23 protein-coding genes are annotated in these 26,150 nt (G+C 67.9%); 16 read left to right on the forward strand and 7 right to left on the reverse strand.

Annotated elements, in window-relative coordinates; genetic code table 11:
* Positions 1 to 39 precede the first annotated feature (39 nt).
* The 3 genes from PARJ55_RS0109010 to PARJ55_RS0109020 are packed head-to-tail and all read left to right on the forward strand — an operon-like array spanning position 40 to position 4,024.
* On the forward strand, positions 40 to 1,503 hold the full coding sequence (locus PARJ55_RS0109010) for an aldehyde dehydrogenase (protein ID WP_028712733.1): 1,464 nt from the start codon (positions 40 to 42) through the stop codon (positions 1,501 to 1,503).
* Between the two features lie 11 nt (positions 1,504 to 1,514).
* Positions 1,515 to 2,567, forward strand: coding sequence for a tartrate dehydrogenase (locus PARJ55_RS0109015; RefSeq protein WP_028712734.1), 1,053 nt, complete (start codon positions 1,515 to 1,517; stop codon positions 2,565 to 2,567).
* Positions 2,564 to 4,024 carry an NAD-dependent succinate-semialdehyde dehydrogenase gene (locus PARJ55_RS0109020; RefSeq protein WP_305809500.1) on the forward strand — a complete coding sequence of 487 codons (1,461 nt, stop codon included), beginning with the start codon at positions 2,564 to 2,566 and terminating at the stop codon, positions 4,022 to 4,024. The genes PARJ55_RS0109015 and PARJ55_RS0109020 overlap by 4 nt, the downstream gene beginning before the upstream one ends.
* 134 nt (positions 4,025 to 4,158) lie before the next feature.
* Here the strand turns inward: PARJ55_RS0109020 and PARJ55_RS0109025 are convergent, their stop codons facing one another.
* Positions 4,159 to 6,132, reverse strand: coding sequence for an NADH:flavin oxidoreductase (locus PARJ55_RS0109025; RefSeq protein WP_028712736.1), 1,974 nt, complete (start codon positions 6,130 to 6,132; stop codon positions 4,159 to 4,161).
* 113 nt (positions 6,133 to 6,245) lie between these two features.
* Between PARJ55_RS0109025 and PARJ55_RS0109030 the strand changes: the two genes are divergently transcribed.
* Positions 6,246 to 7,178, forward strand: a complete 933-nt coding sequence (locus PARJ55_RS0109030; RefSeq protein ID WP_028712737.1) for a LysR substrate-binding domain-containing protein — start codon at positions 6,246 to 6,248, stop codon at positions 7,176 to 7,178.
* A 4-nt stretch (positions 7,179 to 7,182) separates the two neighbouring features.
* Here PARJ55_RS0109030 and PARJ55_RS0109035 read toward each other — a convergent pair whose 3' ends face one another.
* A complete protein-coding gene (locus PARJ55_RS0109035; protein WP_232215685.1) occupies positions 7,183 to 8,193 on the reverse strand; it encodes a LysR family transcriptional regulator in 1,011 nt (336 codons plus the stop codon).
* Between the two features lie 32 nt (positions 8,194 to 8,225).
* On the opposite strand from PARJ55_RS0109035, the gene PARJ55_RS0109040 reads away from it, so the two are divergent.
* Together PARJ55_RS0109040 and PARJ55_RS0109050 are read left to right on the forward strand one after the other, a co-directional pair.
* Positions 8,226 to 8,999, forward strand: a complete 774-nt coding sequence (locus PARJ55_RS0109040; RefSeq protein ID WP_028712739.1) for an SDR family oxidoreductase — start codon at positions 8,226 to 8,228, stop codon at positions 8,997 to 8,999.
* Positions 9,000 to 9,288: 289 nt separating this feature from the next.
* On the forward strand, positions 9,289 to 11,280 hold the full coding sequence (locus PARJ55_RS0109050) for a PhoX family phosphatase (RefSeq protein WP_028712740.1): 1,992 nt from the start codon (positions 9,289 to 9,291) through the stop codon (positions 11,278 to 11,280).
* A 61-nt stretch (positions 11,281 to 11,341) separates the two neighbouring features.
* On the opposite strand, the gene PARJ55_RS0109055 is transcribed toward PARJ55_RS0109050, so the two are convergent.
* From PARJ55_RS0109055 to aztA, 4 genes are all read right to left on the reverse strand, one after another.
* Complete coding sequence (locus PARJ55_RS0109055) at positions 11,342 to 12,580, reverse strand: metallochaperone AztD (RefSeq protein ID WP_028712741.1); 1,239 nt, start codon at positions 12,578 to 12,580, stop codon at positions 11,342 to 11,344.
* A gap of 61 nt (positions 12,581 to 12,641) precedes the next feature.
* Positions 12,642 to 13,571, reverse strand: a complete 930-nt coding sequence (gene aztC / locus PARJ55_RS0109060) for a zinc ABC transporter substrate-binding protein AztC (RefSeq protein WP_028712742.1) — start codon at positions 13,569 to 13,571, stop codon at positions 12,642 to 12,644.
* Between the two features lie 19 nt (positions 13,572 to 13,590).
* Complete coding sequence (gene aztB, locus PARJ55_RS0109065) at positions 13,591 to 14,457, reverse strand: zinc ABC transporter permease AztB (RefSeq protein ID WP_028712743.1); 867 nt, start codon at positions 14,455 to 14,457, stop codon at positions 13,591 to 13,593.
* Positions 14,457 to 15,227: a zinc ABC transporter ATP-binding protein AztA gene (gene aztA, locus PARJ55_RS0109070; protein ID WP_028712744.1), complete on the reverse strand. Its 771-nt coding sequence runs from the start codon at positions 15,225 to 15,227 to the stop codon at positions 14,457 to 14,459. Before aztA ends, aztB begins: the two co-directional genes overlap by 1 nt.
* A gap of 219 nt (positions 15,228 to 15,446) precedes the next feature.
* On the opposite strand from aztA, the gene PARJ55_RS0109075 reads away from it, so the two are divergent.
* The 9 genes from PARJ55_RS0109075 to PARJ55_RS23930 all read left to right on the forward strand — a co-directional run bounded on the left by PARJ55_RS0109075 (position 15,447) and on the right by PARJ55_RS23930 (position 23,744).
* On the forward strand, positions 15,447 to 16,106 hold the full coding sequence (locus tag PARJ55_RS0109075; protein ID WP_036697877.1) for a DUF1007 family protein: 660 nt from the start codon (positions 15,447 to 15,449) through the stop codon (positions 16,104 to 16,106).
* Entirely contained in the window at positions 16,094 to 16,990 is an 897-nt protein-coding gene (locus PARJ55_RS0109080; RefSeq protein WP_028712746.1) for a nickel/cobalt transporter, read from the forward strand. The genes PARJ55_RS0109075 and PARJ55_RS0109080 overlap by 13 nt, the downstream gene beginning before the upstream one ends.
* A gap of 172 nt (positions 16,991 to 17,162) precedes the next feature.
* A complete protein-coding gene (locus PARJ55_RS21765; RefSeq protein WP_051416216.1) occupies positions 17,163 to 17,669 on the forward strand; it encodes a transcriptional repressor in 507 nt (168 codons plus the stop codon).
* Positions 17,666 to 18,736 (forward strand): GTP-binding protein, encoded by a 1,071-nt coding sequence (locus PARJ55_RS21770; RefSeq protein WP_036697873.1) that lies wholly within the window; start codon positions 17,666 to 17,668, stop codon positions 18,734 to 18,736. Before PARJ55_RS21765 ends, PARJ55_RS21770 begins: the two co-directional genes overlap by 4 nt.
* The gene (locus PARJ55_RS0109095) at positions 18,733 to 19,875 is read left to right on the forward strand and encodes an NAD(P)/FAD-dependent oxidoreductase (RefSeq protein ID WP_036697872.1); all 1,143 of its coding nucleotides are present in this window, start codon (positions 18,733 to 18,735) and stop codon (positions 19,873 to 19,875) included. The genes PARJ55_RS21770 and PARJ55_RS0109095 overlap by 4 nt, the downstream gene beginning before the upstream one ends.
* 49 nt (positions 19,876 to 19,924) lie before the next feature.
* The gene (gene cysS, locus PARJ55_RS0109100; protein ID WP_028712748.1) at positions 19,925 to 21,283 is read left to right on the forward strand and encodes a cysteine--tRNA ligase; all 1,359 of its coding nucleotides are present in this window, start codon (positions 19,925 to 19,927) and stop codon (positions 21,281 to 21,283) included.
* A 145-nt stretch (positions 21,284 to 21,428) separates the two neighbouring features.
* Complete coding sequence (locus tag PARJ55_RS21775) at positions 21,429 to 22,544, forward strand: GTP-binding protein (protein ID WP_051416217.1); 1,116 nt, start codon at positions 21,429 to 21,431, stop codon at positions 22,542 to 22,544.
* 43 nt (positions 22,545 to 22,587) lie between these two features.
* On the forward strand, positions 22,588 to 23,469 hold the full coding sequence (locus PARJ55_RS0109110; protein ID WP_028712749.1) for an NAD(P)/FAD-dependent oxidoreductase: 882 nt from the start codon (positions 22,588 to 22,590) through the stop codon (positions 23,467 to 23,469).
* A gap of 101 nt (positions 23,470 to 23,570) precedes the next feature.
* Positions 23,571 to 23,744 (forward strand): hypothetical protein, encoded by a 174-nt coding sequence (locus PARJ55_RS23930; RefSeq protein WP_156929460.1) that lies wholly within the window; start codon positions 23,571 to 23,573, stop codon positions 23,742 to 23,744.
* Positions 23,745 to 23,841: 97 nt separating this feature from the next.
* Here PARJ55_RS23930 and PARJ55_RS0109120 read toward each other — a convergent pair whose 3' ends face one another.
* Positions 23,842 to 25,005, reverse strand: coding sequence for an S-(hydroxymethyl)glutathione dehydrogenase/class III alcohol dehydrogenase (locus PARJ55_RS0109120; protein ID WP_028712750.1), 1,164 nt, complete (start codon positions 25,003 to 25,005; stop codon positions 23,842 to 23,844).
* Between the two features lie 127 nt (positions 25,006 to 25,132).
* Between PARJ55_RS0109120 and PARJ55_RS0109125 the strand changes: the two genes are divergently transcribed.
* On the forward strand, positions 25,133 to 26,146 hold the full coding sequence (locus PARJ55_RS0109125) for a GlxA family transcriptional regulator (protein WP_036713950.1): 1,014 nt from the start codon (positions 25,133 to 25,135) through the stop codon (positions 26,144 to 26,146).
* Positions 26,147 to 26,150 lie beyond the last annotated feature (4 nt).

Consider the following 26,150-nt stretch of genomic DNA (forward strand, 5'->3'; position numbering starts at 1 on the left):
CCGCCCCGCGCCACCCTTGTCCCAACAGCCGAGGATGCCATGACCCTTGCCTTCGATCCCCTGTCCCTGACCCTGCCCGCAGGCCATTTCATCGACGGCGCCTATGTCGAGGACGAGGCGCGGCTCGAGGTGCGCGCGCCTTCCAGCGGCCGGGTGATCGGCCATGTCCCGGTGGCCGATGCGGCCATGGTGGACCGCGCGGTGACGGCGGCGCGGCGGGCGCTTGCCGTGTCGGGATGGGCGACCCTGCATCCCCGCGACCGTCTGCGCGCGCTGCATGCCTGGGCCGACCTGATCGAGGCCGAGGCCCCCGTGCTCGCCCGGCTGGAGGCGGTCTGCTCGTCCCGCCCCGTCGCGCATGTGGCCGCAGGCGACGTGCCGGTGACGGCAGAACAGATCCGCTTCTTCGCCGAATTTGCCGACAAGGAAGGCGGCGACCTGGTGCCCACGGGCGCGGGCAGCCTGGGCTTCATCGCCGCCGAGCCCTATGGCGTGGTCGGCGCCATCGCGCCCTGGAACTTCCCGATCTCGATGGCGGGCTGGAAGCTGGCGCCGGCCTTGGCCGCAGGCAATGCCGTGGTGCTGAAACCGTCCGAGATGACGCCCTGGTCCACGCTTTACATGGCCGAACTGTCGGTGCGCGCAGGCATTCCCGCGGGGCTGGTCAATGTCGTCCTGGGCGACGGGCCGGTCACCGGGGCGGCGATCACCGGGCATCCCGGCATCGACAAGGTCAGCTTCACCGGCTCGACCCGCGCAGGCGCGGCGATCATGGAGAATATCGCGCGCACCGGCATCAAGCCGATGACCCTGGAGCTGGGCGGCAAAAGCCCGATGCTGGTGTTCGACGATGCCGATATCGACCTGGCCGCCACCTGTCTGGAACGCGGCATCCTGCCCAATGCCGGCCAGTTCTGCATCGCCGGATCGCGCATCATCGTGCAGCGCGGCATCGCCGATGCGCTGGCCGCGCGGCTGGCCGACCGCTTCGCCAGGCCGCGCCCGGCGCCGACCTGGGCGGAAAGCCCCGGCTTCTCGCCCATCATCTCGGACCCGCAGCTGCGGCGGATCGACGGCATCGTGCAGGCGGCGCGGGCGCAGGGCGGCGAGATCCTGTGCGGCGGCACCCGCTTCGATCACGAGGGCAGCTTCTACCGGCCGACCCTGATCGGCGGCGTTTCGGCCGACAACCCCGCCGTGACCGAGGAAATCTTCGGCCCGGTCGCCACCTTCCAGACCTTCGACACCGAGGAGGAGGGGCTGGCCCTGGCCCAGCACCCGACCTATGGCCTTTGCGCCGGGCTGTTCACCCGCGACCTGTCCCGCGCCCTGCGCCTGACGCGGCGGCTGGAAGCGGGGACGGTCTGGGTCAACCGCTATGGCCGGTCGCGCGACCATATCCTGCCGACCGGCGGCTGGAAGGCCTCGGGGCTTGGCAAGGATCTGGGGCGCGAGGCATTCGCCGCGAACCGCCGCACGAAATCGGTGCTGATCGACATCTGAAGGAGAAGACCATGACCGCCCACAAGATCGCGCTGATCCCCGGCGACGGCATCGGCGTGGATGTGACCGACGCCGCGATGCAGGTGCTGGACGCCGCCGCCGCGCGCTTCGGCTTCACGCTGGAACCGACCCGCTTCGACTGGTCCTGCGAGACCTGTCTGGCCACCGGCCGCATGATGCCCGAGGACGGGATCGAGCAGCTGCGCGCCTTCGACGCGATCTATCTGGGCGCGGTCGGCTGGCCCGCCACGGTGCCGGATTCGGTGTCGCTGCACGGGCTGCTGCTGCCGATCCGCAAGGCCTTCGACCAATATGCCAATATCCGTCCGCACCGGCTGCTGCCCGGCGTGGAAGGTCCGCTGAGGGCGGAAGGCTTCGACATCCTCTGCATCCGCGAGAACACCGAGGGCGAATATTCCGGCGCCGGCGGCCGCGTCCACCAGGGCCGCGACAACGAGGTCGCCACCGAAACCGGGATCTTCACCCGCAAGGGGGTCGAGCGCATCATCCGCTTCGGCTTCGAACAGGCGCGGGCGCGGCGGGGGCATCTGACCTCGGTCACGAAATCCAATGCGCAGAAATACTCGATGGTGTTCTGGGACGAGGTGACGCAGCAGGTTGCCGCCGAATATCCCGACGTGACCGTCAGTCCCATGCATATCGACGCCATGGCCGCCAAGATGGTGATGGCGCCGCAGGATCTGGACGTGATCGTCGCCTCGAACCTGTTCGGCGACATCCTGACCGATCTGGGCGCGGCGATCCAGGGCGGCCTGGGCTTCGCGGCCTCGGCCAATATCTGCCCCGACCGCAGCGGCCCGTCGATGTTCGAGCCGGTGCATGGATCGGCCCCCGACATCGCGGGCAGGAACCTCGCCAATCCCATCGCCGCGATCTGGTCGGGGGCGATGATGCTGGAGCACCTGGGCGAAAAGCCCGCCGCCGATGCGGTGCTGGCCGCCATCGAATCCGCCACCGCCCGGGGCATCGGCATCCGCCCCGGCTTGCACGGCACCGATGCCATTACCGCAGCCGTCCTGGCCGCGCTGGAGGAACAAGCATGAACCAGATGACCGATTTCGGCCCGCAGTTGAACGATCCCGGCCTGTTCCGCCAGGCCGCGCTGATCGACGGCCAGTGGATCGCCCGCCCCGACATAGAGGTAATGAACCCCGCCACCGGCCGCGCCATGGGCACCATGCCCGACTGCACGGCAGATGAAACCGCGCAGGCCATCGCCGCCGCGGAACGCGCCATGCTGGCCTGGCGCAAGCGCACCCATGCCGAGCGCGCCGACCTGCTGATGGGCTGGTATCAGCTGATGCTGGACCACGCCGACGACCTGGCGCAGATCTTGACCGCGGAACAGGGCAAGCCCCTGGCCGAGGCGCGGGGCGAGGTGCTTTATGGCGCCTCCTTCCTGCGCTGGTTCGCCGAGGAAGCGCGGCGGATCAACGGCAAGATCATCCCCTCGCCCGTGCCGGGCAAGAAGGTCTTTGCGATGAAGGAACCCGTGGGCGTCTGCGCGATCATCACGCCCTGGAACTTTCCCATCGCGATGATCACCCGCAAGGTGGCGCCGGGGCTGGCGGCGGGCTGCACGATGGTGGTGAAGCCGTCGGACCTCACCCCCTATTCGGCGCTGGCGCTTGGCGTGCTGGCCGAACGCGCGGGCATCCCGGCGGGCGTCATCAACATCCTGACCGGCCGCCCCGAGGCGATCGGCGCCACGCTGACCGCCAGCCCGGTGGTGCGCAAGCTGTCCTTCACCGGCTCGACCCGCGTCGGCGCGCTGCTGGCGGAACAATGCGCGCCGACGCTGAAGCGCATGTCGCTGGAGCTGGGCGGCAACGCGCCTTTCATCGTCTTCGACGATGCCGACCTGGACGCGGCGGTCGAGGGCGCGATGCTGTCCAAGTTCCGCAACGGCGGGCAGACCTGCGTCTGCGCGAACCGGATCCTGGTGCAGTCGGGCATCCACGACGCCTTCGTCGCGGCGCTGGCGAAGCGTGTCGATGCGCTGCAGGTCGGCCCCGGCACGGCCGAGGGCACGACCATCGGCCCGATGATCAACGGCGCCGCCATCGCCAAGATCCGCGCCCATGTCGAGGACGCGCTGTCCAAGGGCGCGACCCGCGCCACCGCCGCGCGCGATCTGCCCGATGCCTATGCCGATCCGGTGGTTCTGGTCGGCGCCACGACCCAGATGCAGCTGGCCGCCGAGGAAACCTTCGGCCCCGTCGCCCCGATCTTCCGCTTCGAGACCGAGGAGGAGGCTCTGGCCATCGCCAACGGCACGCCCTTCGGCCTGGCCGCCTATTTCTTCACCCGCGACATCGCGCGCGCCTTCCGCGTGGGCGAGGCCTTGGAGTTCGGCCTTGTCGGGCTGAACACCGGCGCGGTCAGCCATGCCGAAACGCCCTTCGGCGGCGTCAAGGCCTCGGGCCTTGGCCGCGAGGGGGCGCAGGACGGGATCGAGGAATATCTGGAAACCAAGGCGTTCCATTTCGGCGGGCTGTAAGGCCCGCCCCTTCTCGAAACGCTGTCACACCCCCATGAAAGGGCAAGCGGCCTGCAGGGTGGGGTTTTACCCACCTTTTTCCGGGCGCGCGGCGGGGTGAAGCCCACCCCAAGGCCTGCGCCCAAGGCCCGCCGTCACAACCCCAGGCACAGCCGATAGGCATCCAGGATCGAGGCATGCAGGTCGCGGCTGGCGACCGCATCGCCGATCCGGTGCAGCGCGAAGCCCTTGCTTGACCGGCGCAATTCGGCGAACAGATCGTCCACCGGAAGCGTGCCGTGTTCCATCACCACCTGCGCAACGTCCAGGCTGCGTTCCGCCCCCGTCATCTCGTTGCGCAAGGTGGCGCGCAGCCGGTTTCCCCGGCGCTCGACCCGGATCAGGGCATGATCGGTCAGGATGGCGAGGCCCGCCTGATAGAAGCGTTTGCGAAAGCTGGTCGCGTCCTGATAGGGCATCTCGGCCGCAGGGACCGCGTCGGGGGTGGCAAGGGTGACGGTCCGCCCGGCATCGGCCAGCTTCAGCGCGCAGGACGGGGCTGCCTGCCGCCCGGTGCCGTCATAGACCAGCACCTCGCCCTGGGCCGCGACCGCGCCGGTCAGCAGATCCCAGGTGCTGTGGCAATGCTCGGCCCCCTCCAGCCAGTCCAGGTCGGGAATGCCGCCGGTCGCCACGACGACGATGTCGGGGACCTCGGCCAGGATGTCGGCGGCCTCGGCCCAGGTGTTCAGGCGGACATCCACCCCCAGCCGCTCCAATTCGCTGCGCCGCCAGTCGATGATGCCCAGCAGGTTGCGGCGCCCCGGAGCCTTGGCCGCCACCAGGATCTGCCCGCCAAGGTGCGCCGCAGCCTCGATCAGGGTGACGCGGTGGCCGCGTTCGGCCAGCACGCGCGCGGCCTCCATCCCCGCCGGGCCGCCGCCCACGACAATGGCGCGGCGCGGCGCGGGGGACCGGGGGATCGCGTGGCCCAGGGTGGTTTCGCGCGTGGTCGCGGGGTTATGGACGCAATGCGCCTTGCGATACAGGCAATAGGAGGCGCCGACGCAAGGGCGGATGCGATCCTCGACCCCGGCCGCGATCTTGGCGACCAGATGCGGGTCGGCGATATGGGCGCGCGTCATGCCGACCAGATCCGCGATCCCGTCGCGCAGCACATGGCGCGCGGTGGCCACGTCGCGGATGCCGCCCGCGTGCAGGACCGGCAGCGACACCGCCTGCCGGAAGGCGCGGATATGCGCCAGATAGGGGGCCGAGGGCTGGAACATGCCGGGCATGTTGTCCTCGGTCAGCAGCAGGTCGCTGTCCATGCGGCCATAGATGCAGTCGAACAGGTCCACATGCCCCTCGGCCTGGATCATCCGGGCGATGTCCAGAGCGTCGCCAGCGGTCAGCCCGTCCGTGCCGCCTTCGTCGACGACATAGCGGATGCCCACCACGAAATCGTCGCCCACGGCACGGCGGATCGCCTCGTGCACCATCAGCGCGAAGCGGGCGCGGTTGGCAGGCGATCCGCCGAAGCCGTCGCTGCGATGGTTGGTGCGCGGCGACAGGAACTGGCCGATCAGGTGCCCGCCGGTCAGCGTCTCGACCCCGTCCAGCCCCGCCTCCTGGCAGCGCCGGGCGGCGGCGGCGAAATCCGCGATCACCCGGTCGATATCGGCGCGGTCCATCTCTTTCGGAAAGCTGCGGGTCCGGGTCTCGCGCACGCGGGAGGGCGCAATGGCCGGCAGCCAGGCCCCGCCAAGCGCCGTCGCCCGCCGGCCCAGATGCGAGATCTGGCACATGATCGCCGCCCCCTGGCCATGGATCCGCTCTGCCATCGCCGCCAGATGCGGGATGACCGCGTCATCCGCCAGGTTCAGCTGCCCCCCGCCCCAGCTGGAATCGCGCGAGATCATGGCCGAGCCGCCGATCATCGTCATGCCGATGCCGCCCCTGGCCTTCTCCTCGTGATAGGCTTGGTAACGCTCCCCCGGCATTCCGCCATCGTCCAGCATCGAGGCATGGCTGGTGCTGACGACACGGTTGCGCAGTTGCAGTCCCCGCAGGCGGAAGGGGCGAAGAAGCGGGTCGTCTGATGGGGCGTCGGGGGCGATCATCGGCATGCTGTGGTCCTGTCTGCAGCGGCACTTCCGGGCGCAAGCTGTCCTTTCAACCTGCGCGAGGACGGGCGTGGCAGGAAGCTTGATAATCCTGACAGGGGGTATACGCTGCAGGCATGACCCCTCCGCTCCGACTGGGCGCAGCCACGCGCGCGCTGTTCGTTTTCGAAGCCGCGGCGCGCACCGGCAGCTTCTCGGCCGCGGCGCGGGAATTCAACGTGACCCAACCCTCGGTCAGCCGGGCCGTCGCCCAGCTTGAAGCCGAGTTGGGCCTGCGCCTGTTCGACCGCAGCCCGGCGGGCATCGCCCTGACCGCAGACGGGCAGCGCATCTTCGACGCCGTCTCCCAAGGCTTTGCCGGCATCGGCGCGGCCATTGCCGAGGCGCAGGACCGCTTTGCCCGGACCCGGGTCACGCTGTCCTTTTCCAGTTCCTTTGCGACCCATTGGCTGCTGCCCCGGCTGGGCAGCTTCAAAGCCGCCTTTCCGGGCATCGAGTTGCGCCTGGACCTGGCCCCGGGCATGCTGGGCGAGCCGCCCGCCCATGCAGACATCGCCACCCGGATCGTGCGCGACGACGACCCGCGCTATCATGTCTGGCCCTTCGCGCCCGAGGTCATCCTGCCCGTCTGCAGCCCCGACTATCTGGCCAAGCGGGGACCGTTGACGGACGATCCGTCAGGCCATGTCTTCCTGAACCTCGATGACGCGCACGGGGCCCATTGGCAAAGGCTGCTGGGCCCCGGCTTCGCCCGGTCGGGACAGTGGCACCGCTTTTCCGACTATTCCGTGATCCTGCAGGCGGCCGAGCGGGGCGAGGGCATCGCGCTTGGCTGGATCAGCGTCGTCTCGCGTGCATTGCGCGAGGGAAGGATGGTTGAAGCGTCGGACAAAAGATTGCGCACGGGCCGCCAGCATTCCCTGATCGCACCGCGGTCGAAACCCTTGCCGCCGGTGGTTCCGCAGATCTGCGAATGGCTGGCAGGCAGGATGGCCGAGGATCTGGCGGCGATCAATGCTCGCCCCGATACGGCCGAGCAAGGACGATGACCGGCTATTCCGCGATCACGTCCCGCCTCAGCAGCGCCTCCAGCCAGTCGGCGAACACCTGGAGCCGGCGTGAAAGATGCTGCCGGTGCGGATAGAGCAATGTCATCGGCAGGGCCTCGGCCCGGTGATCGGGCATCACCTCGACAAGCTCTCCGGCTTCGAGATGCGCGCGGACATCATAGGCCGGGATCTGGATGAGTCCGAGACCCGCCAGGCAACAGGCGATGCAGGCTTCGGCACTGTTGACGGTGACGCGGGCACGCAATGGCCGGGTGCGGAGGATTCCGCCGTCCATCCATTCCCATTCCTCGACCCTGCCGCTGGAGGGCGAAGCGTAGTTGACGCCCCAATGGGCGCCAAGGCGGTCGGGGCTGTCCGGAATGCCATGGCGCTTGAGATAGGCGGGACTGGCGACATTGATCAGCGCCAGCTTGCCGAGCGGCCTTGCGATCAGCCCGGAATCGTCAAGCGGCCCGACGCGCAGCACGCAATCCACGCCGTCCTCGACAAGGTTCACCGCCCGATCCGTGACACCAAGGTCGATGTCGATCTGCGGGTAGAGATCAAGGAATTCCGGCAGGGCCGGCGCGATGATCAGCCGCCCGATCCGGCCCGGAACGTCGACCCTGATCCTGCCCGAGGGCTGCGCCGCCGTCTGCCGGAACAGGTTCTCGGTGTCCTCGACATCGGAAATGACCCGCAGGCAGCGATCATAGAAGGCCCTGCCGTCCTGCGTCGGCGAGACGCGGCGCGTGGTGCGATGCAGCAGGCGCGCGCCGACGCGACCCTCGAGTTCCTGCACGGCCGCCGACACCGATGAGCGTGGGAGGCCGAGCGTGTCGGCGGCCCGGGTGAAACTGGAACATTCGACGACACGGGTGAAGACGCGGAACAGGTCGATGCGGTCCAAGTTCGGCTGCCCTATTGTGCCGTTTTTCTGACAGGTGATGTCAGAATAGCCGGATTTATCCACAATTTCCATACGGTATGTTGTCCGGACGGAAGCGGCGCCCATACCGGCGCCCTGCGGACAAAGGAGAACGATCCATGACCGACCACAGCATCAAGGGCAAGACCGTCATCATCGCCGGCGGTGCGAAGAATCTCGGCGGGCTCGTCGCGCGCGATCTTGCCGGGCACGGCGCGAAAGCCATCGCCATCCACTACAACAGCGCATCGACCAAGGCGGATGCCGACGCGACCGTCGCCGCCGTCAAGGCCGCTGGTGCCGAGGCCATCGCCTTGCAGGCCGATCTGACCACCGCCGGAGCGATGGAAAGGCTTTTTGGCGACGCGATCGCCGCCATCGGCAGGCCGGACATCGCCATCAACACCGTCGGCAAGGTGCTGAAGAAGCCCATCGTCGAAGTTTCGGAAGCCGAATATGACGAGATGGCGGCGGTGAATGCCAAGACCGCCTTCTTCTTCCTGAAGGAAGCCGGCAAGCATCTCAACGACAACGGCAAGATCTGCACGCTCGTCACTTCGCTGCTGGGCGCCTTCACGCCCTTCTATGCGGCCTATGCCGGCACCAAGGCGCCGGTCGAGCATTTCACCCGCGCCGCGTCGAAGGAGTTCGGCGATCGCGGCATCTCGGTGACTGCGATCGGTCCGGGCCCGATGGATACGCCCTTCTTCTATCCGGCAGAGGGCGAGGATGCGGTTGCCTATCACAGGACGGCGGCGGCGCTTTCGAGGTTCTCCAGGACCGGCCTGACCGATATCGAGGACATCGTGCCCCATATCCGCTTCCTGGTCTCGGAGGGCTGGTGGATGACCGGGCAGACCATTCTTGTCAACGGCGGCTACACGACCAAATAGGATAGGCTGCCCGAAGACGAAGAAAGGCCCGGCGAACGATCCTGCTTCAGCCCCGCCTCGGCCTGCGTCGCAAAACCCTTGCCCATGCCGCCTGCCATCGGCCAGATCCGCGTGTCGGCCGGAACCGGGATCAAACCGCGTTCAACCTCTTGTGCCTGCCGTTCCCCGTGCTGCGGATCATCCCGGAACTGAAAGGGAAGGTCACTGTCACTCTTTGGTCAAACTGGGCCGCTATGGAAGGGGCGGTCCCGTCTTCGGCCGGGGCCGCGCCATCAGCCAGGAGCGTCTCATGACCGAGCAACATCCGTCCCGCCATGTCTTCCGCACCAGCCAGTTGGAGGAGGCTGACGGACCGGGCCACAATCCGACCGACAACCGCACCATGGGCGAGATCATCGCCGCGCGCTTCTCGCGCCGCGGTTTCCTGAAGGGCTCGATGGCCGCGACCGCCATCTCGGCCACCGTCAGCCCCTTCGCCCTGCTGGCCGCCGACGAGGCGCGCGCCCAGGATGCCGTCGAAGGTTCGGCCTTCGACTTCCCCGAGGTGACGGCCGGCGTCGATGCCGACCATCACGTGGCCCAGGGCTATGACGCCGACATCCTGCTGCGCTGGGGCGACAAGGTTTTTGCCGACGCGCCGGAATTCGACCCGCTGAACCAGTCCGAAGCCGCGCAGGAACGCCAGTTCGGCTATAACAACGATTTCGTCGGCTTCATCCCGCTGGACGGCGCCGATGACCGCGGCCTGCTGGTGGTGAACCACGAATATACCAACGAACACCTGATGTTCCCCGGCATCGTCACCGTCGAGGACGGCAAGATCGCCGTCGCCGATGCGACCGAGGACCGCGTGGACATCGAGATGGCCGCGCATGGCGGCACGGTGATCGAGATCCGCAAGGTGGACGGCAAATGGCAGCCGGTGCTGGACGGCGCGCTGAACCGCCGCATCACCGCCAAGACGCCGATGGATATCCGCGGTCCGGCCGCCGGGCATGCGCGGATGCAGACCGCCGCCGATCCGGACGGCACCCGCGTCCTGGGCACCATCAACAATTGCGCCGGCGGCGTGACGCCCTGGGGCACCTACATCATGGCCGAGGAGAACATCCACGGCTATTTTACCGGCGCGCTGCCCGAAGGCCACCCCGAGGCCGAGAACTACAAGCGCATGGGCATCCCCGAGGACAGCTATGCCTGGGGCAAGTTCCACGACCGCTTCGACATCGGCAAGGAACCGAACGAGCCCAACCGCTTCGGCTGGATCGTTGAGGTCGATGTCATGGACCCGAACTCGACCCCGAAGAAGCGCACCGCGCTTGGCCGCTTCAAGCACGAGGGCGCGGCGAGCGCCTTGGCCAAGGACGGGCGCGTCGTCTTCTATCTGGGCGACGACGAGCGTTTCGATTATGTCTACAAGTTCGTGACCGCCGGCCGCTATGATCCCGAGGACCGCGCCGCGAACCTGGACCTGCTGGACGAAGGCACGCTTTACGTCGCGCGCTTCGACGAGGATGGCAGCTTCGTCTGGCTGCCGCTGGTGCACGGGCAGGGACCGCTGACTGCCGAGAACGGCTTCGAGAGCCAGGCCGACGTGCTGATCGAGACCCGCCGCGCCGCCGACCTGCTGGGTGCGACGCCGATGGACCGGCCCGAGGATATCGAGCCCAATGCCGAGACCGGCCGGGCCTATGTCATGCTGACCAACAACACCAAGCGCGAAGAGGCGAATGCCGCCAACCCGCGCGTGGACAATGCCTTCGGCCATATCATCGAGATCCTCGAGGACGGGGGCGATCTGGCGGCGACCAAGGGCAGCTGGGAGATCCTGCTGCAATGCGGCGATCCTTCGGTGGCCGAGGTGGGCGCGACCTTCTCGACCGCAACCACGGCGAATGGCTGGTTCGGCATGCCCGACAATTGCGCCATCGACAGCGACGGGCGGCTCTGGGTCTCGACCGACGGCAATTCGCCTTCGGATACCGGGCGCACGGATGGTCTTTGGGCGGTGGATGTCGAGGGCGCGGCGCGCGGCACCTCGCGGCTGTTCTATCGCGTGCCCGTGGGGGCCGAGATGTGCGGCCCCTGTCCGACGCCGGACCTGACCACCTTCTTCGTGGCGGTGCAGCATCCCGGCGACGGCGGCGAGGATTGGGAGGGCCACGGCCGGCCGTCCTATTACGAGGACCTGTCGACCCGCTGGCCGGATTTCCGCGACGACATGCCGGTGCGCCCGGCGGTGGTGGCGATCACGAAACAGGGCGGCGGCCGGATCGGCTGATACGTCCTGCCCGAATTAAAGAAGGGGGCGGAAAACCGCCCCCTTTCGTGTCGTGCCTGCGTCAATGCGTGACGCCGCTGCCGCCGGTCACGGCGATGTTGTAGGGCTTGCCCTCGACCTCGACCGTCCCGAGTTCTTCGAGGCTCTCGGTCGCGATGCGGCGCACCAGACCTGCGTTGGGGTCGGTGACGACGATTTCATTGCCGGCCATGGCGATGCGCGGGCGCGGGTCGTTCCAATGCCCGTCCATCGAATAGGGCTCCGTCACCTTGGCGCTGGCCGCGATCTCGGCCTTCAGCAGGTCGATGCGGTGCAGGCTGCCGTCCTCGGTCAGCACGTAGCCGGTCGAGGGCTTGGCCGGGTCGAGCGCGAAATCCACCCGGCGGAAGGGCAGCTTGATGTAGCGGTAATGCGGCTCGTCCACCGGGTCGAGCACCACCAGCCCGTCGGGGCCGTAATTGCCCAGGAACACCTGGATGCCGGTCGAACCCAGCAGCGTGCCGGTGGTCACGCCCTGCGGCAGATCCTCGGGATAGGGCAGCAGCTTGTATTCCGGGCCGTTCGCGCCGGCCTTGACGGTCAGCACGCCCTCCTTGCAGCCGGCGGCCAGATAGGCGCCCGAGAAGGCCTCGCCATGGATCGCGGTGCAGGTGGCCAGCTCGCCCGCCGGATTGCCCTCGGCATCGAAGGCCTGCAGGCCGAGGCGCGGCACCGAGGCGTCGCCCTCGACCTTCTCGTCCGAGGCGACGGTGGAGAGCCAGCTTCCCCCCAAGGGCGCGACGAACCCGTGATGGGCGCGGGCCTGCGGGAACTTCACCGGCTCGACCTTGCCCTCGGCCAGCGCGCCGCCGTCGAGGATCTCGGCATAGCCGCCATTGTCGTAGTTCAGCACCACCTTGCCGTCATGCTCGACCAAGTGGAACGGGCGCGGCCCGGTCAGGCTGGCGTCGATGGCCGCGGGATCGCCCACCTCGATGTCGCGATGGTCGCCGTGGTCGTGGAACGAGATGCCGCTGCGGATGAACTGCACCGTATCGGCATCGGACTGCACCGCGGCCACCACCGCGCCGCCGGCAACGGAATAGAGCTTGACCTGGCCGGTGGTCGGGAAGGTCCAGCGATGGTCGGGTTCGGACAGGTCGAACGCGGTGACCTGACCTTTTTCATGGTCGCCGACGAAGACGCGGTAAAGCGTGACGTCGCCATGGTCGTGATCGTGGTCGTGGTCGTGATCCTGGGCGACGGCGCCGCCGGCCAGGATCAGCGCCAGGGTGCTGGCGCCCGCGAGTTGTCTGAACATGGATGGTCTCTCCTTGATGAGGTTCGGGATGAAGGAATTGAAGCGGCCCGGCGCGGTCGGGTCAGTCGGCGGCCAGCGCCGCGGTGATGGCACCGGCATTGTGCCGCATCATCGCGATGTAGTCGGACGCGGGACCGTCCGGCCCGGACAGCGCGTCGGAATAGAGCGTGCCGGCCAGCGGCAGTCCGGCCTCGCGCGCGATCTGCTCCAGCAGCCTCGTGTCGCTGATGTTCTCGGCGAAGATGGCCGCGGCCTTGCGGTCGCGGATCTCGCGGATCAGGCCCGCGATATCGGCCGCAGCGGCCTCGGATTCGGTCGAGATGCCCTGCGGCGACAGGAAATCCACGCCATAGGCGGCTTCGAAATAGCGGAAGGCGTTGTGGGCGACCACCACGGTGCGGCGGTCCTCGGGCAGGGCGGCGACGGCGCTGCGGATCTGGGTATCGAGGGCGTCCAGTTCGCCGGCATAGCGGGCCGCATTCGCCTCATAGGCGGGGCAGCCCTCGGCATCGGCGGCGCAGAAGGCGGCGGCGATGTTCTGCACATAGATCTTGGCATTCGGCACCGATTGCCAGGCATGGGGATCATGCGCGCCGGCATGGAAGATCGCCTTGCCGTCGATATAGTGGTAATGGCCGCCGCCCGGCTCCTCCATGGTCTCAACCCCGTCGGTCAGGGTGGCGACGGCGGCATCGGTTCCGCTGGCGGCGATCAGGCGGGTCAGGAAGCCCTCGAACTCCAGCCCGTTGGTCAGCACCACATCGGCGCCGGCCAGCGCGATCGCGTCGGCCGGGCGCGGCTCATAGACATGCGTGTCGGAATCCGGGCCGACCAGTACGTTCAGCCTGATCCGATCGCCGCCGACCTCTGCCGCGAAATCCCCGATGATCGAGAAGGTCGCGACCACGTCCAGCGGTTCCGCCTGCGCAGCCGCAAAGGAAGAAAGCGTGATTGCCGAGCAGGCGGCGATGCGGAAGAGCCAGTCTTTCATGGGATATCCTTTCATGGCGTCAGGCCGTCCGGTGGTGGCGGCGGGGCAGGGCGGGCCGCAGCACGCCGCGCGGCCCCGCCAGAAGCGAGACGAGATAGACCACCCCTGCCGAGAGGATGATCGCCGGACCCGAGGGCAGGCTGGCGTGATAGGACAGCAAGAGCCCGCCCAGCGAGGAGACGATGCCGATCCCGACCGAGACGACGCACATCGCGAGGGTCGTGTTCACCCAGAACCGCGCCGCAGCGCCCGGCAGGATCATCAGCCCGACCGACAGCAGCGTGCCAAGCGCCTGGAACCCGGCGACCAGGTTCAGCACCACCAGCCCCAGGAAGGCGAAGTGCACCACGCCCCCCAGGCCCGAGACCGAACGCAGGAACAGCGGATCGAGGCATTCCGCCACCAGCGCACGCCACAGCAGCACCGTGGTCGCCAGCGTGACGGCGGCGACAAGCCCGATCAGCCGCAATGCATCGTCGTTCAGCGCCAGCACCGTGCCGAACAGAACATGCATCAGATCGACGCTGGAGCCGCGCAGGCTGACCATGACGACCCCGATGGCCAGCGAGACCAGGTAGAAGGCCGCCATCGAGGCGTCCTCCTTTTGCACCGTCAGCCGTGCGACAGCGCCGGCGCCAAGCGCCACGATGGCACCGGCGATCAGCCCGCCGATGGTCATCGGCACGATCTCCAGCCCGTAAAGCAGGAAGCCCGCCGCCGCGCCCGGCAGGATGGCGTGGGACATGGCGTCGCCGGTCAGGCTCATCCGGCGCAGCATCAGGAAGACGCCGACCGGGCAGGCCGAGAGCGACAGCAAGAGCGCCCCCGCCAGCGCGCGCTGCATGAAGGCGAATTCCATGAAAGGCGCCACGACCCAGTCGAACATCACGCAGCGCCTCTGGCCGGGGCGGGGGACGGCTCGCACCAGGGCGCCTTCTCGTCCCAGGCTTCCTGGAACTGCCGGGCGCGCTGCATGTTTGCGGGCGTGACGACCTTGGCGGTGGGTCCCCAGGCGATGGGACGGCGGGCAAGCAGCAGCGCCTGCGGGAAATGCGCCCGCACCAGGTCGAGGTCATGGACGACCACGACTACCGTGCGCCCTTCGCCATGCCAGTGCAGGATCAGGCCGATGAGGTCGCGGATGGTCTTTTCGTCGATGGCGTTGAAGGGCTCGTCCAGCAGGATCAGATCGGCATCCTGAACCAGCACCCGGGCGAACAGGGCGCGCTGCAACTGACCGCCCGACAGGCTGTCGATGGGACGCCCTTCGAAGCCCTCCAGCCCTACGGCGCGCAATGCATCCGCCACGGCCTTGCGATCCTCGGCCCGGTGCCGGCCCAGCAGGCCGCGCTTGCGCCACAGGCCAAGCGCGACCAGGTCCACCACCCGCGCCGGAAAGCTGCGGTCCAGTTCGGATTGCTGCGGCAGATAGGCCAGGCTGGTCCGCGGCGCGATGCGGCAGCTGCCGCTGAGCGGATTGAGCAGCCCGGTGATGCATTTGACCAGCGTGGACTTGCCCGATCCGTTCGGCCCGACCACGGCGAGCAGCGCGCCGGCCGCAACCGGGCCGTTCAGGTGATGGACAGCGGCATGGCTGCCATAGCCGACCGTCAGATCCTCGAAGGTGATACAGGCATCGGCCGTGCGGGGGTTCATTTCAGGCGGCTCCGGGCGTCGCTGCATGACAGACTCGAATTTGCGTGATGTTATTACATTACCGAACTGCGACGGCAAGAGACGAGGTTCAACAACCCTCCGCTTCCGTCCGAGAGGGTGGCACGGCACGTGAAAGCGGGCCGAGACTCCGGCGGGGAACTGCCGAGACGCCGGTTTTGTGATTTGTCCAGGCGGACGCCAGCGCATAAGGCAGGCTCCATGCGCTGTCTCGGGCTTGCTACACTGTGTCTGCTGTCGGTCCTTTCGCTCGGAAAGGCCGAGGCGCATCCGCATGTCTTCATCGACACCGGGCTGACGTTCCGCTTCGACGGTGAGGGCAGGCTGGGCGCCGTCAGCGTGGTCTGGGCCTTCGACGATTTCTCCTCGATGCTGATGGTCGAGGACATGGAGATGGACAAGGACGGCGATGGCGTGCTGACGGATGACGAGATCGCCCGCCTCACCGCCATGTTCAGCGACTGGCCCGAGGATTTCGCGGGCGACCTCTATCTGACCCGTGACGGCAAGCCGGTTGCGCTGTCCGGCCCTTTGGACATTGCCGTGCGCTATCAGCAGGGCCGGATCATCGTGACCCATATCCGTGCGCTTCTGGACCGGATCAGGCCCGAGGACGAGCGGATCGAGGCGCAGGTCTATGATCCGACCTATTACACCTTCTATGACCTGGCCGGAGCCCCCCGGATCAACGGCCGGGACGATTGCCGGATCGAGATCGAAAAGGCCGACATCGCCGCCGCGCAACGCAAATATGGCGACGAACTGGCCAAGCTGACCAATGACGAGATCATGGATCAGGGCAAATATCCCGATGTGGGCGGCGATTTCGCTGACGACATGAGGCTGGAATGCGCAAGGTGATCCCCGTCACCCTGCTGGCTCTTGCGGTGGCCGCCGGCCTGGTCTTCTGGACCGGGCTGGACGACCGAGTCGCCCGGATGGCGGTGGGCTGGCAGCGCGACTATCAGAACGCGCTGGCGCGTGCCTTGCGCGCCCTGCGGGGCGGCGAGGCCGGGGCGGTCACGACCTTTCTGGGCATCTGCTTCGCCTATGGTTTCCTGCATGCGCTGGGGCCGGGACACGGCAAGGCGCTGATCGGTGCCTATGGGGTCGCGACCGACGTGCCGATGAAGCGCATGGTCAGCCTGGCCGCGATCACCAGCCTTGCGCAGGCGACGGTGGCGGTGGTCCTCGTCTATGTCGGCGTCTGGATCTTCGGCGGCGCGCGCGACCGCGTCGAGGGCGCCTCGGCCAGTCTCGAACCGTTCTCGGCCGCGGCGATCGCCCTGCTGGGGGTGATCCTGTGCTGGCGGGGATTGCGCAGGCTGGCCGCCGGCCGGCATCGGCACGGTCACGCGCATTCCGAAACCTGCGGCTGCGGCCATGCCCATGTCCCCGATGCCCAGGAGGTTCTGGCGACCCGCTCGTGGCGCGAAGCTGCCGCGCTGGTCGCCGGAGTGGCCCTGCGTCCCTGCACCGGGGCGCTGTTCCTGCTGATCCTGACCTGGCGGTTCGGTCTGGACGCCGTCGGGATCGCCGGGGTCTATGCCATGGGGATCGGCACCATGATGGTGACGGGCCTTGCCGCGGTCGTCGCGGTCGGCTTGCGTCGCGGCGTGCATGTCTCGCTGCCGGCCTTTGGTCGCGCGCCGGTCCTTGCCAGCCTGGTCGAGATCGTCCTCGGCGGTCTCGTGGCGATCTTTGCCTTCTCGACGGCGCTGCGCCTGCTCCAGACGCCGTTCTGAACTGCGCCGATCCCGGCGCGTCTACCCGACAGGACCAGAGGGGTTGCCAATCAAGCTGGTTGCGGCCTGCGGGGTCCGCCTTGATCCGGCCGCGGGCCATTCATGCCGGCGAGGCTTGCGCGCGTTTTGGTAACGTAATAACATTACGTTCATCCATTGGCGAGGCAGTTGCATGTCGGGGTCCGGTCCCAGTCCTGCTCACACCCTGAGCATCGAAGCGGTCGAGCGCATCTGCGCCGAACGGGGCGTCCGCTTCACGCCGCTGCGGCGGACGGTGCTTGAGGTATTGCTGAAATTCGACGGCCCCGTCAGAGCTTACGAGCTGTTGCGGGCATTGGGCCACAGGCTGGGCCGGCCCCTGGCCCCGCCGACCGCCTATCGGGCGCTCAACTTTCTGCTGGAGCAGGGGTTCATCAGCCGGATCGAGACGCGCAACGCCTTTGTCCCCTCGGCGCATCCACAGGATCGCTATGCCGGTCTCTTCTTTCTCTGCAACAGCTGCGGCGCCACGGTGGAACTGGAACTGGCCGGCCTTGCCGAGGTCCTTTCCGAACGCGCGGCTTCGCTGGGCTTCCAGGTCGGACGTCGCGTCATCGAATTGCAGGGAACTTGCGCCGATTGCCGGGATGCCGCCGCCGTCCCCAAGCGCCAGGGCCGGATAAGGGCGGGGCGGGCATGACGGACCCTTCCCCGACGCCTCTTCCCGTCACGCTGCTGACCGGCTTTCTTGGCAGCGGCAAGACCACGGTGCTGAACGGGCTGCTGCGCCATCGCGATTTCGGCCGCACGGCCATCATCATCAACGAATTCGGCGAGATCGGGCTGGACCACGAACTGGTCGTCTCGACGACCGAGACTCTGGTCTTGCTGCAGTCGGGCTGCATGTGCTGCGCCTTGCGGGGCGATCTGCTGGACACGCTGGTCGAACTTGCGGAACGGCGCGAGGCGGGAGAGCTGGACTTCGAGCGGGTGATGATCGAGACCACCGGGCTGGCCGATCCGGCGCCAATCCTGCACACGCTGCTGACCAGCATGGACCTGTCCGAGCGTTTCGTGACCGATGGCGTCGTGGCGACGGTCGATGCCGCGACGGGGCCGGACACCCTGCGCCGGCACGAGGAAGCAAGGCGCCAGGTTGCCCTGGCCGATCTTGTCCTGCTGACCAAGACCGACCTGCCCGAGGCCGACGAGCCCGCCGCCCGCCGCGAAATCGCGGCGCTGAACTCCGCTGCGCCGGTCCAGATCGCGTTGCAGGGCCGGATCGATCCCCGGCGGCTGACCGGGCTGGGGCACTTCGATCCGACGATGAAGTCGGCCGAGGCGCAGGGCTGGCTGCGGCAGGAGGCCGTTCCGGTTCCGAAGCTGGCCGATCTTGACGCCCTCAGGCATCTGGACGCGATCCGCTCGGTCTCCTGGGTGATCGACGAGCCGATTTCGGCCACGGCCTTCGATCTCTGGATGGAGATGCTGATGGCGCAGCGCGGCGCCGATCTGCTGCGCTTCAAGGGGTTGATCCACCTGCAGGGCGTGCCGCATCCTTTCGTGGTCCACGGCGTCCAGCACATCTTTCATCCGCCGGTCCTGCTGACCGACTGGCAGGGCGAGGATCGCCGCTCGAAACTGGTGCTGATCCTGCGCGACTTCACCGATCCCGAGCTGCGGGATCTCTTCTCCGCCCTGAACTCCGTTGCCGTGTCCGAGCATGTGCTGCCCGTCGGCTATCTTTCCGCCGAGGTGACGCCATGAGCCTGTCCGAAGACCGTCGCATCCCCGATCACGTCACCGTGGCCATCGTCGGGGCGGGGCCGGCGGGCCTGGGCGTGGCGCGGGTGCTGCGCGACCTGGCGATCCCCGATGTCTGGGTGCTGGAACGCGGCCGGATCGGGCAAAGCTTCCTGCGCTGGCCCTCGGGCACGCGGCTGCTGACGCCGTCCTTTCCCGGCAATGTCTTCGGCCTGACCGACCTGAACGCGATCAGCTATGACAGCTCGCCCGGCTGGTCGCTGAAGCGCGAACATCCCGACGGCGGGCGCTACGCCCAATATCTGGAGCAGGCGGCGCTGGCCTTCGGGCTGAACGTCGCATGCGGCATCGAGGTGCTGGGGCTGGAGCCGCATGGCGAGGGATTCGCCCTGCGCACGGGCTGCGGCGAGATCGGCGCGGATTTCGTGATCTGGGCCTGCGGCCAGTTCGGCACCCCTTCGGATGGCGGCCTGATCGGTGCGGAACATGCCCGCCACTACGCCGCGGTCGGCCGTTGGCAGGATGTGCCGGGCGACGAGGTCTTCGTCATCGGTGGCTATGAAAGCGGCATCGACGCGGCGCTTGGCCTTGCCCGCGCGGGCAAGCGGGTGACGGTGCTGGAACGCGGGGCGGCGCCCTGGCAGGACGGCGACAAGGATCCCAGCCGCGCCCTGTCGCCCTTTACCCGCCAGCGGCTGGACGTGGCGATGAAGGGCGGCGCCATCACGCTGACCGACGGCGCCGAGGTCGTCGCGCTGGAAGAGGAGCCGGGCGGCATCCGCATCCTTGCGGGCGACGGGCGCAGCTGGCTTTCGTCCCATGCGCCGATTCTGGCCACGGGTTTTGCCAGCGGCACGGCGCCGGTCTCGGGCTGGTTCGACTATGACGAAACCGGCCTGCCGCTGCTGACGCCACAGGACGAATCCACCGAATTGCCGGGCCTGTTCCTGGTCGGGCCCGAGGTGTCGCATAACGGCCATCTCTTCTGCTTCATCTACAAGTTCCGCCAGCGTTTCGCCGTGGTCGCCCGCGCCATCGCCGGGCGGCTCGGTGCCGACACCTCGGCGCTGGAACTCTATCGCGCCAACAACATGTATCTGGACGATCTGGCCTGTTGCGATGCCGACAAATGCCTCTGTTGAGGCCCGTCCCCGCGCAACCGATCCGGCATTTTCCACACAAAGACGACAGATGACCCTATATCTCACCAACAGCCTGGGCGGCGAGAAACAGCCCTTCGTCCCCCGCAATCCGCGCGAGGTCCGCATGTATGTCTGCGGCCCGACGGTTTATGACTACGCCCATATCGGCAATGCCCGCCCCGCCGTGGTCTTCGATGTGCTGGTGCGGGTGCTGGAACGGCATTTCGGCCGGGTGATCTATGCCCGCAACCTGACGGATGTGGACGACAAGATCAACGCGGCTGCGGCCGCAGCGGGTGTTCCGATCGGGACAATCACCGAACGGTTCACAACGGCCTATCACGCCGACATGGCCGCGCTGGGGGTGCGGCCGCCCGGCATCGAGCCGAAGGTGACGGATCATATTCCGCAGATCATCGACCTGATCCGGCGCCTGCTGGCGGCGGGGCACGCCTATGAGGCCGAGGGCCATGTGCTCTATCATGTGCCCTCCTTTGCCGATTACGGCATGCTCTCGCGGCGCAAGCGCGACGAAATGATCGCGGGCGCGCGGGTCGAGGTCGCGCCCTTCAAGCGCGATCCGGCGGATTTCGTGCTGTGGAAGCCCTCGGACGCCACCCAGCCCGGCTGGGACAGCCCCTGGGGCCGGGGGCGGCCCGGCTGGCATATCGAATGCTCGGCGATGATCGAGCATCACCTGGGCAATCCCATCGACATCCACGGCGGAGGCGTGGACCTGCAATTCCCGCACCATGAGAACGAGATCGCGCAAGGCACCCGCGCGCGCTTCTGGATCCATAACGGCTTCGTCACGGTCGAGGGGCGGAAGATGTCGAAGTCGCTCGGCAATGTGCTCTTGCTGCGCGACCTGTTGGGGCAGGCGCCGGGCGAGGCGGTGCGGTTGGCGCTGCTCTCGGCGCATTACCGGCAGCCACTCGGCTGGACGGCGCAAACGCTGCCGCAGGCGGTCAGGACGCTTTCCCGGCTTTACGTCGCCATCGGCGACGGGCCGGGCGATCTGCGGCTGTGCCGGGACAGCCCGCTGCTGGCCCGTTTCCGCGCCGCGCTGGACGACGATCTGAACACGCCGGCGGCGCTGGCCGAGCTTTTCGTGCTGGCCACCACGGCGCGCTCGGTCGATCCCGAACTCAGGCCGCGCTATGTCGCCGCCCTGGTCGAGGCGGGGGCGGAGCTTGGCCTGCTGCAAAGGACCGAGCGCGACTGGCAGGCGGAACTGGCCGCGTGCCAGACGGGCCAGAAAGACGTGGCCCGCATCGATGCGCTGCGGGACGAACGCGCCGCCGCCCGCGCCGGCCGCGATTTCGCCACGGCCGACCGTATCCGCGACGAGCTGTTGGGGCTTGGCATCGCGGTCGAAGATCCCCCGCTTGTGGGGCAAGGCGGATGAGGGCGCGCCGCAGCATCCAGCCGCGCGGCGTGTCGGGCGGCATGATCGGCCCTGTGCGGGCCTATCAACTGGCTGCCGCCCTGGTTCGGCCACGGCTGCCGCATCCGGCCAAGGATTTACCGAAGATCGAGGCGAGGATATCCGCATGAAACCCGGCAGAACCATCGAACAGCTTCCCGTCTTCCTCCTCACCGGCTTTCTGGGTGCGGGCAAGACCACGCTGCTGAACCGCATCCTCGAGAATCCCGCCTTTCACGACACGGCCCTGATCATTAACGAGTTCGGCCTGGTATCCGTCGATCACGATCTGGTCCGCGAGGGGCGGGAGCGGCCGGTGGTCACCACCACCGGCTGCATCTGCTGCACGGTCGGCAGCGACCTGCGCTCATCCCTGGATGAGCTGCTCGTGGGCCGCCGCGATGGCAGCCTGCCGCCATTTTCGCGCGTCATCGTCGAGACCACGGGGCTGGCCGATCCGGCGCCGATCATCAACAGCCTGATCCCCGGCGGGGTGGCGGCCATGTCGCTGCGCGATCACGCGGTGGCGCGGGCCTTTCGGTTGTCGGGCGTGATCACGGTCGTGGATGTCCAGGGCATCGGCGCGGCACTGGACAGCCATCCCGAAAGCCTTCGCCAGATCGCCTTCGCCGATCATGCCGTTCTGACCAGGACCGACGTGGCACCGGCGGGCGATTGGCCGGAAAAGCTAAAGCGGCTCAACCCGGGCCTGAGGATTCATGACGGAACCGATCCGTCGTTCCGACCGGCCGCGCTGCTCGAACCTGCCAGCTATTCCGCTTTCGGCAAGGGCGAGGGGGTCGAGGCCTGGCTGGCGGCGGAAGCGAGCCATGACCATGGTCATGGCCATGGCGGCCATTTCCACGACCTGAACCGGCATGGGAACGTCGTCGCCATCCCGCTTGTCCGCGACGATCCGGTCGATGAGCGCGCGCTGCGGCAGTTCCTCGTCCGGCTGACCGCGACGCCGGGCAACGGGCTCTTGCGGATCAAGGGATTGGTCGCGCTTCAGGACGATCCTTCCGCGCCGGCGCTGATCCATGCCGTGCAGCATCGGCTCTATCCGATCATGCGGCTGGAGGGCTGGCCGCAGGAGCAGGCCGCAAGCCGGCTGGTGATCATCGGCACCAATCTCGACGAGGGCGCCATCCGCGCCGAATTCGAGGCGCTTTCGGGCAAGCCTCAGCCGTTTCTCGCCATGGCGTTCCAGGCATTCAAGCAGGGCGGCAGGCCCTTCGGTTGATGGGCCGCCCGGGGCCGGGGCCCGGCAGGACAAGGAGAGTGTCATGAAACAGGACGTCATCGTCATTGGCGGCAGCTACGCCGGGATGGCCGCGGCGCTGCAGCTTCTGCGGGCGCGACGCTCGGTCCTGATCGTCGATGCGGGCCGGCGGCGCAATCGCTTCGCCAGCCATTCGCATGGCTTCCTGGGACAGGACGGCGTCGACCCGGCGGTGATCTGGGCGACCGCGCGCGAGCAGCTTCTGCGCTATCCGAGCCTGACCTGGATCGACGCGACAGCCGTCGATGCCGCCGGGCAACGAGAGGAGTTCCGCGTTACCCTGGAGGACGGTTCCGGCCATGAGGGCAGGCGCCTGCTCTTCGCCATCGGCGTCCGCGACATTCTGCCGGACATTCCGGGGCTGGCGGAGCGCTGGGGCAGGACCGTGTTCCATTGCCCCTATTGCCACGGCTACGAACTGGACCGCGGCCGGATCGGCTTGCTGGCCAGCGGGCCGATGGCGCTGCACCAGGCGCAGCTTCTGCCGGAATGGGGCGAGGTCACGCTGTTCACCAACGGCGCGGTGACGCCGGATGCGGCGGCCCTGGCCGACCTTGCCGCCCGGGGCGTCGGGGTCGAGACGGCGCCGGTCGTGCGGCTGGACGGCGAGGCCGAGGTGGTGCTGGCCGACGGGCGCCGCCTGGGCTTTGCCGGGCTGTTCACCGCCGGCCGCAATGTCCCGGCCTCGCCGCTGGCCGAAAGCCTGGGCTGCGAACTGGAGGAGACCCCTTTCGGCACCCAGATCCGCACCGATGCGGCGAAGGAGACCACGGTGCCCGGCGCTTTCGCCTGCGGCGATGCGGCGCGGGTGCCGCATTCGGTCTCGCTTGCCGTGGGGGCCGGGGCTTGGGCCGGGGCGCAGATGCATCGTTCGCTGGTGTTCTGACGAATAAGCGGCGAAGTTGCTCCTACGGGACGGCGCCGCTTCGGTATCCGGCGACAGCTGCGGTAGCGGCAGCAAACATTCAACCAGACAAGAGAGCGCCAATGCGAATTGCCAGCACCGTCCTTATTCTCGCGCTCCTTGGAGGATGCGCAGAAAGCGGCCCCAAGGCCCACCTGGTCGATGAAGCCACGGAACGCGCGACCCTGGATGTCGAGGCCCGGGCGGCGGCGCATGCCCTGTCGCTTTATCTGAACGGCATGGTTCCGTCCCCCTAGCTCCGGGCAGGACATCGCGCGATGATATTCCCGCCGGCCGGCTTCGGGCGCAGGCGAACCCCGGATATGCAGGATGTCCGGGGATTGCCTCATCCGCTCACGCCGGGACGATCTTGCCCGGCAGGTTGTTCACCCGCATCGTTTCCTGCGGCTGGTAATGGATGACCGAGCGGATCGACTCGCCCGCATGCAGCAGGTCGAAGGCGGTATTGATCTGCTCATGCGTCATGTTGTGGGTGATATAGGGATCGACGTCGAAATCGCCCCGCAGCCATTCGTCCACCATGCCGGGCAGCTGGCTGCGCCCGCGCACGCCGCCAAAGGCCGAGCCGCGCCAGACCCGGCCGGTGACCAGCTGGAAGGGCCGGGTGGCGATCTCTTCGCCCGCGCCGGCGACGCCGATCACCGTGCATTCGCCCCAGCCCTTGTGGCAGCATTCCAGCGCCGAGCGCATGACATTGACGTTGCCGATGCACTCGAAGGAGTAATCTACACCGCCGCCGGTCATGTCGATGACGACCTGCTGGATCGGCTGCTGGAAATCCGCGGGATTGATGCACTCGGTCGCGCCAAGGCCGCGGGCCAGCGGGAACTTGTTCGGGTTGGTGTCGATGCCGATGATCCGGCCGGCGCCGACCATCTTCGCCCCCTGGATCACCGCCATGCCGACCGCGCCCAGGCCGAAGACCGCCACCGTCGCGCCGGGTTCCACCTTGGCGGTGTTCCTGACCGCACCCATGCCGGTCGGAATGGCGCAGCCCATGACGCTGGCCTTGGCCAGCGGCGCCTCGGTCGAGATCTTCGCCACCGAGATCTCGGGCAGAACCGTGTATTCGCTGAAGGTGCTGGTGCCCATGTAGTGATGGATCATCTTGCCCTTGTAGGAGAAACGTGAAGTGCCGTCGGGCATGACGCCGCGGCCCTGCGTTTCGCGGATGGTCTGGCACAGGTTGGTCTTGCCCGACCTGATATAGGGGCAGTCCGGATCCTCGGGGATGTAGAGCGGGATGACATGATCGCCCGGCTTGACCGAGGTGACGCCGCGGCCGATCTCTTCGACGATCCCGACGCCCTCATGGCCGAGGATGGCGGGGAACAACCCCTCGGGGTCCTTGCCCGACAGGGTGAACATGTCGGTATGGCACAGGCTGGTGGTGACGATACGGACCAGGACCTCGCCGTCCCTGGGGCCTTCAAGGTCGATTTCCTCGATCTCCAGCGGGCGGTTCGGTTCCCAGGCGATGGCGGCGCGGGTTTTCATCTCGGACAGTCTCCTCGGCTTGCATCCAATCACGTAATGTTATTACGTTACTGATGCTGCAGGAACCTGTCCGGCCGGTCGATTTCGGACAGGGTTCCCGATGTTCAGGCCAAGGGACAGGAAGCGAATGACAGGGCAGGGGCCAGCCGCGCCCGGCAGGGACAGCCACCGGGTGCATATCGTCATCTATCCCGGCTTCAAGTCGATGGAGGCGGTCGGGCCGGTCAATGTGCTCAGCTATGCCAACCGCCATCTGGCCGAGCGGGGCGATCCGCGCCGCTACGACATCGTGCTGACCGCGCCCCGGCCCGGCGCCATCCCCTCGGATACGCCGATCACGCTTGCCGCCGAAACCGGATTGCCCGAGACCGGCCCGCTGGCCACGGTCATGGTCGCCGGTGCGCTGGACATCCAGGCGGCGCTGGCGCGGGAAGCCGGGCTGGTGGAGTGGTGCCGCAGGCGGGCCTTCGAGGCGGAACGCTTCGCGGCCCTTTGCTCGGGGTCGTTCTTCCTGGCCGCGGCGGGGGTCCTGGACGGACGCCGCGCGGCGACGCATTGGAGCGTGGCCGAGCTGTTGCAGCGCCGCTTTCCCGGGGTCCGCGTGGATGCCGACGCGATCTTCGTGCAGGACGGCAGCCTGTGGACCTCGGCCGGGGTGACGGCGGCGATCGATCTGGCGCTGGCCTTCGTCGAGCAGGATTTCGGCCGCGACCTGGCGCTGGCCGTGGCGCGCGACCTGGTGATCTATCTCAAGCGGCCGGGAGGGCAGTCGCAGTTCAGCGCCGCCCTGACCAGCCAGATGCGCGGCCCGCCGGGGATGCGGGACATCCAGTCCTGGCTGCTGGCCAACCTGCACCAGCCTTTGCACATCCCCGACATGGCCGCCCGCGCCGGGATGAGCCCGCGCAACTTCACCCGTCTGTTCGCCGCCGAACTGGGCACGACTCCGGCCAGCTATCTGGAAGGCGCGCGCTGCGAACGGGCCAAGGCGCTGCTTCTGGACAGCGACCTGCCGCTGAAGGCCATTGCCTTCCGCTGCGGCTTCACCTCGGACGAGCAATTGCGCAAGGCCTTCCTGCGCCGGTTTTCGCTGACGCCGCGCGACTATCGCGACCGTTTCAGGACGTCGCGGCCGGGGTGACAGG

It is taken from the genome of Paracoccus sp. J55, assembly GCF_000513975.1.
Classification (GTDB): Bacteria; Pseudomonadota; Alphaproteobacteria; order Rhodobacterales; family Rhodobacteraceae; genus Paracoccus.

Bases quoted from the DNA above. Each gene is read 5' to 3' on its own strand.
- aztB (WP_028712743.1), bottom strand. From the start codon at position 14,457: ATGTTCGACTGGGTCGTGGCGCCTTTCATGGAATTCGCCTTCATGCAG.
- PARJ55_RS0109120 (WP_028712750.1), bottom strand. From the start codon at position 25,005: ATGAAAACCCGCGCCGCCATCGCCTGGGAACCGAACCGCCCGCTGGAG.
- PARJ55_RS0109110 (WP_028712749.1), top strand. From the start codon at position 22,588: ATGAAACAGGACGTCATCGTCATTGGCGGCAGCTACGCCGGGATGGCC.
- PARJ55_RS0109015 (WP_028712734.1), top strand. From the start codon at position 1,515: ATGACCGCCCACAAGATCGCGCTGATCCCCGGCGACGGCATCGGCGTG.
- PARJ55_RS21775 (WP_051416217.1), top strand. From the start codon at position 21,429: ATGAAACCCGGCAGAACCATCGAACAGCTTCCCGTCTTCCTCCTCACC.
- PARJ55_RS0109030 (WP_028712737.1), top strand. From the start codon at position 6,246: ATGACCCCTCCGCTCCGACTGGGCGCAGCCACGCGCGCGCTGTTCGTT.
- PARJ55_RS0109080 (WP_028712746.1), top strand. From the start codon at position 16,094: ATGCGCAAGGTGATCCCCGTCACCCTGCTGGCTCTTGCGGTGGCCGCC.
- PARJ55_RS23930 (WP_156929460.1), top strand. From the start codon at position 23,571: ATGCGAATTGCCAGCACCGTCCTTATTCTCGCGCTCCTTGGAGGATGC.
- aztC (WP_028712742.1), bottom strand. From the start codon at position 13,571: ATGAAAGACTGGCTCTTCCGCATCGCCGCCTGCTCGGCAATCACGCTT.
- cysS (WP_028712748.1), top strand. From the start codon at position 19,925: ATGACCCTATATCTCACCAACAGCCTGGGCGGCGAGAAACAGCCCTTC.
- PARJ55_RS0109025 (WP_028712736.1), bottom strand. From the start codon at position 6,132: ATGCCGATGATCGCCCCCGACGCCCCATCAGACGACCCGCTTCTTCGC.
- PARJ55_RS0109095 (WP_036697872.1), top strand. From the start codon at position 18,733: ATGAGCCTGTCCGAAGACCGTCGCATCCCCGATCACGTCACCGTGGCC.
- PARJ55_RS21770 (WP_036697873.1), top strand. From the start codon at position 17,666: ATGACGGACCCTTCCCCGACGCCTCTTCCCGTCACGCTGCTGACCGGC.
- aztA (WP_028712744.1), bottom strand. From the start codon at position 15,227: ATGAACCCCCGCACGGCCGATGCCTGTATCACCTTCGAGGATCTGACG.
- PARJ55_RS21765 (WP_051416216.1), top strand. From the start codon at position 17,163: ATGTCGGGGTCCGGTCCCAGTCCTGCTCACACCCTGAGCATCGAAGCG.
- PARJ55_RS0109075 (WP_036697877.1), top strand. From the start codon at position 15,447: ATGCGCTGTCTCGGGCTTGCTACACTGTGTCTGCTGTCGGTCCTTTCG.
- PARJ55_RS0109010 (WP_028712733.1), top strand. From the start codon at position 40: ATGACCCTTGCCTTCGATCCCCTGTCCCTGACCCTGCCCGCAGGCCAT.
- PARJ55_RS0109035 (WP_232215685.1), bottom strand. From the start codon at position 8,193: ATGGGCGCCGCTTCCGTCCGGACAACATACCGTATGGAAATTGTGGAT.
- PARJ55_RS0109020 (WP_305809500.1), top strand. From the start codon at position 2,564: ATGAACCAGATGACCGATTTCGGCCCGCAGTTGAACGATCCCGGCCTG.
- PARJ55_RS0109040 (WP_028712739.1), top strand. From the start codon at position 8,226: ATGACCGACCACAGCATCAAGGGCAAGACCGTCATCATCGCCGGCGGT.
- PARJ55_RS0109050 (WP_028712740.1), top strand. From the start codon at position 9,289: ATGACCGAGCAACATCCGTCCCGCCATGTCTTCCGCACCAGCCAGTTG.
- PARJ55_RS0109125 (WP_036713950.1), top strand. From the start codon at position 25,133: ATGACAGGGCAGGGGCCAGCCGCGCCCGGCAGGGACAGCCACCGGGTG.
- PARJ55_RS0109055 (WP_028712741.1), bottom strand. From the start codon at position 12,580: ATGTTCAGACAACTCGCGGGCGCCAGCACCCTGGCGCTGATCCTGGCC.